General features: G+C 43.0%; 2 protein-coding genes. Both read left to right on the top strand.

The annotated features are described in order from the left end of the window. The first annotated feature begins 395 nt into the window (after window positions 1–395). On the top strand, window positions 396–6,470 hold the full coding sequence (locus H6G79_RS30545; protein ID WP_190594073.1) for a PAS domain S-box protein: 6,075 nt from the start codon (window positions 396–398) through the stop codon (window positions 6,468–6,470). Between the two features lie 9 nt (window positions 6,471–6,479). Beyond that, a complete protein-coding gene (locus tag H6G79_RS30540; protein WP_190594071.1) occupies window positions 6,480–7,550 on the top strand; it encodes a response regulator in 1,071 nt (356 codons plus the stop codon). The last annotated feature ends 6 nt before the right edge of the window (window positions 7,551–7,556 follow it).

Here is a 7,556-nt window from a genome sequence, read left to right as displayed (position 1 = left end):
TTGAGGTACTCATTTTTTAGCATTTGAGCCTCTTTTTCACTTGCTTTTCTTCTTTTATTTTCCGACTCTGAGAATGAATACTCACACCCTTGTAAAAAACCTACACCTGTCAGACCTCCCACCCCCCTTCTCCCTGCGGTTTTGATGCTCAGTCTTTTACCGGACATGATATGAGTCCTATCTACGGAAAACTGTACGTGGGTTCTTAAGTATGTTTGCGAAACTGATTGGTGAATAGCACGGAATGAGGATGGGGATACAAAAGTTTATTATGAAGATGAGGTTTTTTGGGAAGTATAAACATAAGAGAGGTATTGCAACTGTTCTACTTCCCTGTTGAGAGTGGACTGGATTAGTCAAGACCTATAATTCTATCGCGTCGGTATCTTTGACTTATGAGCGATCGCTCTGCCCTAACTATCTTCTTAATTGATGATTCTGCTGTAGATCGTTATGTCTATCGTCAGTATTTACAGCACGACAGATTGCAGTCTTATGAAATTTTAGAATTTGAGACGGCAACACAAGCGATGCTCTGGTGTGAGCAACAAACACCAGATGTAATTTTGCTGGATTATTTATTGCCAGATGAAGATGGACTAGAGTTTTTGCAACAGTTGAGACAAAAGCTTCAGAATCGGCAATCTGCTGTGATTATGCTCACAGGGGCTGGCGATGAAATGATCGCCGTTAACGCGATGAAATATGGCGCTCAAGATTACTTGGTGAAAAATCATTTCACGCCCAAAGCCTTACACAATGCCATTCATCATGCAGTAGAACGAATACATCTGACTCGCAAGTTAGAACAAATTCAGGAACAACAACAACTGATTGCCACGATCGCTTTACGCATTCGCCAATCTCTCCAACTCTCAGAAATTCTCAGTACCACAGCCACAGAAGTACGGCAATTTTTACAGGCAGACCGAGTACTGGTTTATCAATTTGAGTCGGATATGAGTGGCAATATTGTAGCCGAGTCAGTGCTACCTGGCTGGACAATCGCTTTAGGAAGGCAAATTCAAGATACCTGCTTTCAACAGGGTGGAGGGCGTGATTATCACCAAGGCACAAAAAGAGCCGTCGATAATATTTATCAAGCCGGCTTAACCAAATGTCATTTACATCTTTTAGAACAATTTGAAGTCAAAGCTTATCTCGTAGTCCCAATTTTAGTCAAAGAGCAATTATGGGGATTATTAATTGCTCAACAATGCAGCAATTTTCGCCACTGGCAAGCGGTAGAGTTGGACTTGTTAGATCAATTAGGGGTGCAAATTGCGATCGCCATTCAACAAGCCAGTGCTTATGAACAATTAAAAACAGAACTAGCAGAACGAAGACGTGCCGAATCAGCCTTAAAAGCCAGTGAAGAGAAACTCAAGCTAACCTTAAATTTTACGGGGATTGGCTATTGGGAGTGGAATCCCATTACTAATCAAATCGTTGCCAGCCAAAACGCTATTCACGGAGTTATCAATAGTATCAATGATTTACTATTGACTTTAGAAGAATGGTTGAGTTATGTACATCCAGAAGATCGGCAATGGGTGGAACAGAAATTGAGACAGGCGATCGCCACCCAAAACGATTATGCTGTGGAATACCGCGTGATTTGGCAAGATAGGAGCATTCACTGGGTATCCGTGAAGGGTAGGGGAATCTATAACAAGACTGGACAACTGCTCAGAATGCTAGGCGTGTTGACAGACATTACTGAACGCAAACACTCAGAAGCAGAACGGCAGCAATCAGAAATGCTGCGAATGGAATTAAATCTCCTAGAACAAATTCTCGAAGTTAGTCTAGCCGGTTATTGGGACTGGGATATTCCCAACAATCAAGAGTACCTCAGCCCCACCTTCAAGCAAATGTTTGGCTACGCAGATCATGAATTGCCCAACACGCCAGAAACATGGCAAAGGCTGATTTTTCCAGAAGATTTAGCCAGTTCCCTAGAAATGTTCCAGCAGCATGTTCAAAGTCATGGCAAAATCCCTTATCACAGTGAGTTACGATATCAACATAAAGATGGTTCTACTGTGTGGGTCATTTGTTCTGGGCGCGTCATTGCCTGGGATCAAGAAGGTAATCCCCTAAGAATGATTGGTTGTCATGTTGACATTACCCAACGTAAACAAATCGAAGCTCAATTAATTGCCGTCAATCGCTTGCAACAAGCCATTTTAGATGGCAGCGACTATGCAATTATTTTCAATAACTGCAATGGTATCCAAACCTTTAACAAAGCTGCTCAAACAATGTTGGGCTACACAGCAGATGAAGTGATCAATCAAATCAAGCCGACTGTGTTTCATGATCCAGAAGAACTCCAACAACGAGCAGTAGAGCTTTCTGCAAAAATAGGGAGAGAAATTGCCCCAGGGACAGAATTTTTTATGACTGTCACTCAAAATGGCAATACCTATGAAAATGAATGGACTTACATTCGCAAAGATGGGACTCGCTTCCCTGTATTTTTGTCAGTAAAAACCTTGCTCGATATAGAAGGTAATAACATCGGATTTTTAGGAATTGCCAAAGACATTACCGAGCAGAAACAAATTGAAGCCGCCCTCAAAGAAAGCCAACGTCGTTATGAAACTTTAACAGAAGCCGCGCCAGTGGCAATTTTCCGGCTGGATACCACTGGTCAATGTCTTTACGTGAATGATTACTGGAGCAAGCTCACAGGTAGACCAACATCAGAGGCGATAGCACTGGGTTGGTTAGAAAGTTTACATCCCGAAGACCGCGATTGTTTGTGGATGCAGTTATCCCAGGGACTTTGGCAAATTCGCCAAGAAGGTAGATATTTACATCCAGATGGCAGTATCACTTGGTTTTACTTGCAACTCCTCGCAGAAAGTAATCCTTTCGGCAATATTATTAGTTACATTGGCACTTTTACCGACATCACTGAACGCAAACAAGCAGAAGAAGCACTCAAAGAAAGCGAAAGTCGTTATGCCCATTTAACAGAAGCTGCGCCTGTGGGGATTTTCCGCATGGATGCTGCTGGTCAATGTATTTATGTCAACGATCGCTGGAGCGAAATGACTGGTAGACCAACACAGTCTGCATTAGGTCTGGGGTGGTTAGCAGCAATTCACCCAGAAGACCGCGATCGCTTAAAGCAAGAATGGGAACTTACATTTGATCAGGAAACTGTTGACTTCCGAGAATACTATGAAAGTGAAGGTAGACATCTGCGCCCAGATGGTAGTATTAGCTGGTTTTATGTCCAGGGAGTACCCGAAATTGATAGTAACGGCTGTGTTAGTGGCTACATCGGCACATTAACAGATATTAGCGATCGCCGTCAGGCAGAAGAAGCCCTGCAAGATAGTGAACACCGTTATGCTACCCTAGCTAAAGCCGCCCCTGTGGCTATTTTTCGACTTGATGCCGCAGGGAATTGTGTCTACATTAATGATCGCTGGAGTGAAATGACAGGTAGACCCACATCAGCCGGATTAGGAACTGGTTGGTTAGATGCTATACACCCAGAAGATAGCGATCGCATTCTCCAGAAATGGTTTGCGGCAGATTTAGCACCAAACGAACTGTTTGACAACGAAGGTAGACATCTGCTTCCCGATGGTAGTGTGAAGTGGTTTCACTGCTATGTGTTAGCCGAGACTAACGCCAATGGAGAAGTAATTGGTTATATCGGCACACTCACAGATATTACCAGTCGCAAACAAACCGAAGAACAACTGCATCACCTCTCAGAAAGACTGACTTTAGCACTGCAATCAGGGAAATTTGGGATTTGGGAATATGATTTTGCCGAAGCAAAACAAATTTGGGATGACCAAATGTATGAACTGTATGGGTTGAGTCCAGGGGAGTTTAGTGGTACTTATGATGCTTGGTTGAACTTCTTGTACCCAGAAGATTGGGATTATATGTTGGCAAGTATCCAGCAAGCGATTGACGGTAAGCAAGAATATGATGTTGAGTTTCGGATCATTCAACCCAGTGGAGCAATTCGCTTCCTCAAAGGCTATGGTATTCTCAAGCGTGACGCGCAAGGTGAACCTGTACGAGTGATTGGCGTAAACTTTGACATCACCGATCACAAACAAGCAGAACAAGAACTGATTCGCAACCGAGATTTGCGGGAAGCAATTTTTAACGAATCAGCCGATGCAATTTTCTTAGTTGATTGGTCTACTCTACTCACCTTAGATTGTAATCGTCGGGCTGTAGAACTATTTGAAGCAGCAAACAAAACTGAATTAATTAATATTAATGGTCAGGCACTCCAGCGCCAACCATTCACTGCCCAGGAAACCCAGGCAATTATGGCAGAAATGGAGTGTCAAGGAGTCTGGAGCCGCGAAATTGAATATGTAACCTTAAAAGGCAATATTTTTTGGGGAAACACTGCCGCCAAACCAATTACTGTCGCCGGACGTACTATGAATATAGTGCGGATAACTGACATTAGCGATCGCAAACAAGCCCAAGAAGCCCTGGCGAAATATGCCCATGAAGTTGAAGATTTATATAATAATGCTCCTTGTGGCTATCATTCCCTAGATCAAGAAGGTCGGTTTATTAAAGTCAACGAAACAGAATTGCAATGGTTGGGCTACAGTCGTGCAGAAATGATTGGTCAACCATTAGTCAACTTTTTCACCGCCGATAGTCGCTTGGCCTTTGAGGAGAACTATCCTCGCTTCAAACAGCAGGGCTGGGCTAAAGACTTAGAGTATGAAATGGTGTGTAAAGATGGCACAATCTTGCCAGTATTGATTAACGCTACGGCGGTGAAAGATGCTGATGGTAATTATTTATATAACCGCGCCACTTTATTTGATATTAGCGATCGCAAACAAGCCGAAGAAGAACTCCGACAAACCAATAAGCAACTGCTGAACACAAACATCGAACTGGCTCGCGCCACTCGACTCAAAGACGAATTTTTAGCAAACATGAGCCATGAATTGCGGACACCACTGAATGCGATTTTGGGGATGTCAGAGGGTTTGCAAGAAAGTGTGTTTGGCTTACTGAATGAACGCCAAGTCAAAGCGATCGCCACCATTGAACGCAGTGGTAGACATTTACTTGAACTCATCAATGACATCCTCGACTTATCAAAAATTGAGTCTGGCAAGCTGGAATTGCAATTAAGTGATGTTTCTGTCAGAAGTTTGTGTGATGCAAGTCTCACCTTTGTCAAACAAATGGCGTTAAAAAAGAATATCCGCCTCAATACTTGTATTGATGGCAACATCGACAGTATCCAAGTAGATGAGCGCCGTCTACGTCAAGTACTGATCAACCTACTAAGCAACGCTGTCAAATTCACCCCAGAAGGAGGTTCTGTCACCATCGAAGTCCGGCAGGAAACAACAGAAATCACTTCAGCCACCAATAATGCCCATCTGTACTTTCATGTGATTGATACGGGTATTGGCATTGCCCCAGAAGAAATCGGTAAATTGTTTCAGCCCTTCGTTCAGCTTGACAGTAGCCTGAACCGCCACTACAATGGCACCGGTTTAGGTTTGGCACTGGTACAGCGCATTGTCAATCTGCATGGGGGAACAGTCTCAGTTAGCAGTAAAGTTGGCGAAGGAAGTTGTTTTACTGTCCGCGTTCCCAGTCATAGCAGTGAGCATATAGTTACAACACCAATCATTACTGCTCCCTTACCCAGCCATAGCTGGCCTGTGGAAAATGCTCAGGTTTTGATTATCGAAGATTCTGTCGCAGCAGCAGATCAAATTACTCGCTACTTCCAGGAAATGGGAATCCAACCCATTACCTATCCTCAAGGGGAAGGAGCCGTAGAAGAAGTGCTACGGGTTCAACCTGCCTTAGTCATTTTGGATTTGCAACTACCTAACCTATCGGGTTGGGATGTGCTTCATCAACTCAAGACTCATCCCCAAACTCAAAATATTCCTGTGATTATCTTTTCTGTCGTTGATGAGCGTCTTAAAGGACTAGCTCAGGGCGCATTTGAATATTTAGTGAAACCGATTACCCGTGAGCAACTCCAGTCTACTATTGGCAAGCTGCGAAATTCTTCGGCTGCGGCAGAGCAGAATCTCAATTTAGCACCTGCGGCAACTTTAGCTAATCCAGTGATTTTGTTAGTAGAAGATAATCCAGCAAATATTGATACGATGTCTGGTTATCTGGCAAGTCGAGGCTATGATTTGATATTTGCCCACAATGGACAACAAGCTATTGATTTGGTGACAATTCATCGCCCAGACTTAATTGTGATGGATATTCAAATGCCGGGAATGGATGGCTTAGAGGCTATGCGTCGCATCCGTGGTGATCAGCAGTTTATGAATATCCCGATGATTGCCCTGACAGCTTTAGCTATGCCGGGCGATCGCGAAACTTGTTTAGCTGCTGGTGCTAACGAATATTTAACCAAACCCGTAAAACTTAAACAACTGGTAGCCACCATTCAAACACTTTTAGGAAGATCGTAAAACTTTTCGATGAAGACTCAACCCACTATTTTAGTTATTGATGATGAACCGGATAACTTTGATGTTGTTGAAACTTTGCTGGATGGTGAAAACTACCAGTTACACTATTCTCCTGATGGTCAACAAGCCCTAAGTCGTCTTGATAATTTTCAGCCTGATTTGATTTTGTTGGATGTGATGATGCCCGATATGGATGGGATGGAAGTCTGCAAACGCATCAAGTCCCAACCCAAGTGGCAAGCAGTCCCGATTATTATGGTGACAGCATTAACGGCAAAGGAAGATTTAGCTCGATGTCTGGCTACGGGTGCAGATGACTTTATTAGTAAACCCGTCAACCGGGTAGAATTACGTGCCAGAGTTCATTCCATGTTGCGAATTAAGCAGCAGTATGACAGCCTGCAATTATTACTCAAACTGCGCGAAGACATGGTAAACATGATTGTCCATGATTTGCGAAATCCCCTGGCCAGTATTATTTTAGGGGCTGAAATGCTGAAATTCCCTGGCTTATCTCAAAAACAGCAACAAGGCAAAGTCGAGCAAATTTTACTGGCTGGACAACAACTCCAATCTTTAATTGATAGCTTGTTGTTGATGGCGAAGCTAGAATCAGGCAAAATGGTTCTCAATTACAGTCAAGTAGATTTACATTCTTTGTGTAAATCAGCATTATCAGATGTGGAAGCGATCGCCGCTCAAAAGAAAATCACCTTAATTAGTGAATTACCAAACCCCGGTGACACAATTGAAATCGATGCTTTAATGTTCCGCCGCGTTTTAGATAATTTATTCACAAATGCCATTAAGTTTTCCCCATCCAACTCACAAGTTACCTTGCGTGCAGAATATTTACCAACAGGTGGGGCGAAATTACAAGTGATTGATTCTGGCAAAGGGGTTTCTGAAGATTTACGCAAAATTATTTTTGAGAAATATGAAGTAGGAACCAGGATGCCTGATGTGTCGCAAATTGGCTTAGGATTAGCTTTTTGTAAAATGGCAGTCGAGGCACATTGCGGCACAATTACCATTGAAAATAATCAATCTAGGGGTAGTATCTTTACAGTCACAATTTAAAATAAT

This window comes from Anabaena sp. FACHB-83, assembly GCF_014697485.1.
In the GTDB taxonomy this organism is placed as follows: Bacteria; Cyanobacteriota; Cyanobacteriia; order Cyanobacteriales; family Nostocaceae; genus Nostoc_B.
This window is presented reverse-complemented; position numbering and strand designations above follow the sequence as displayed.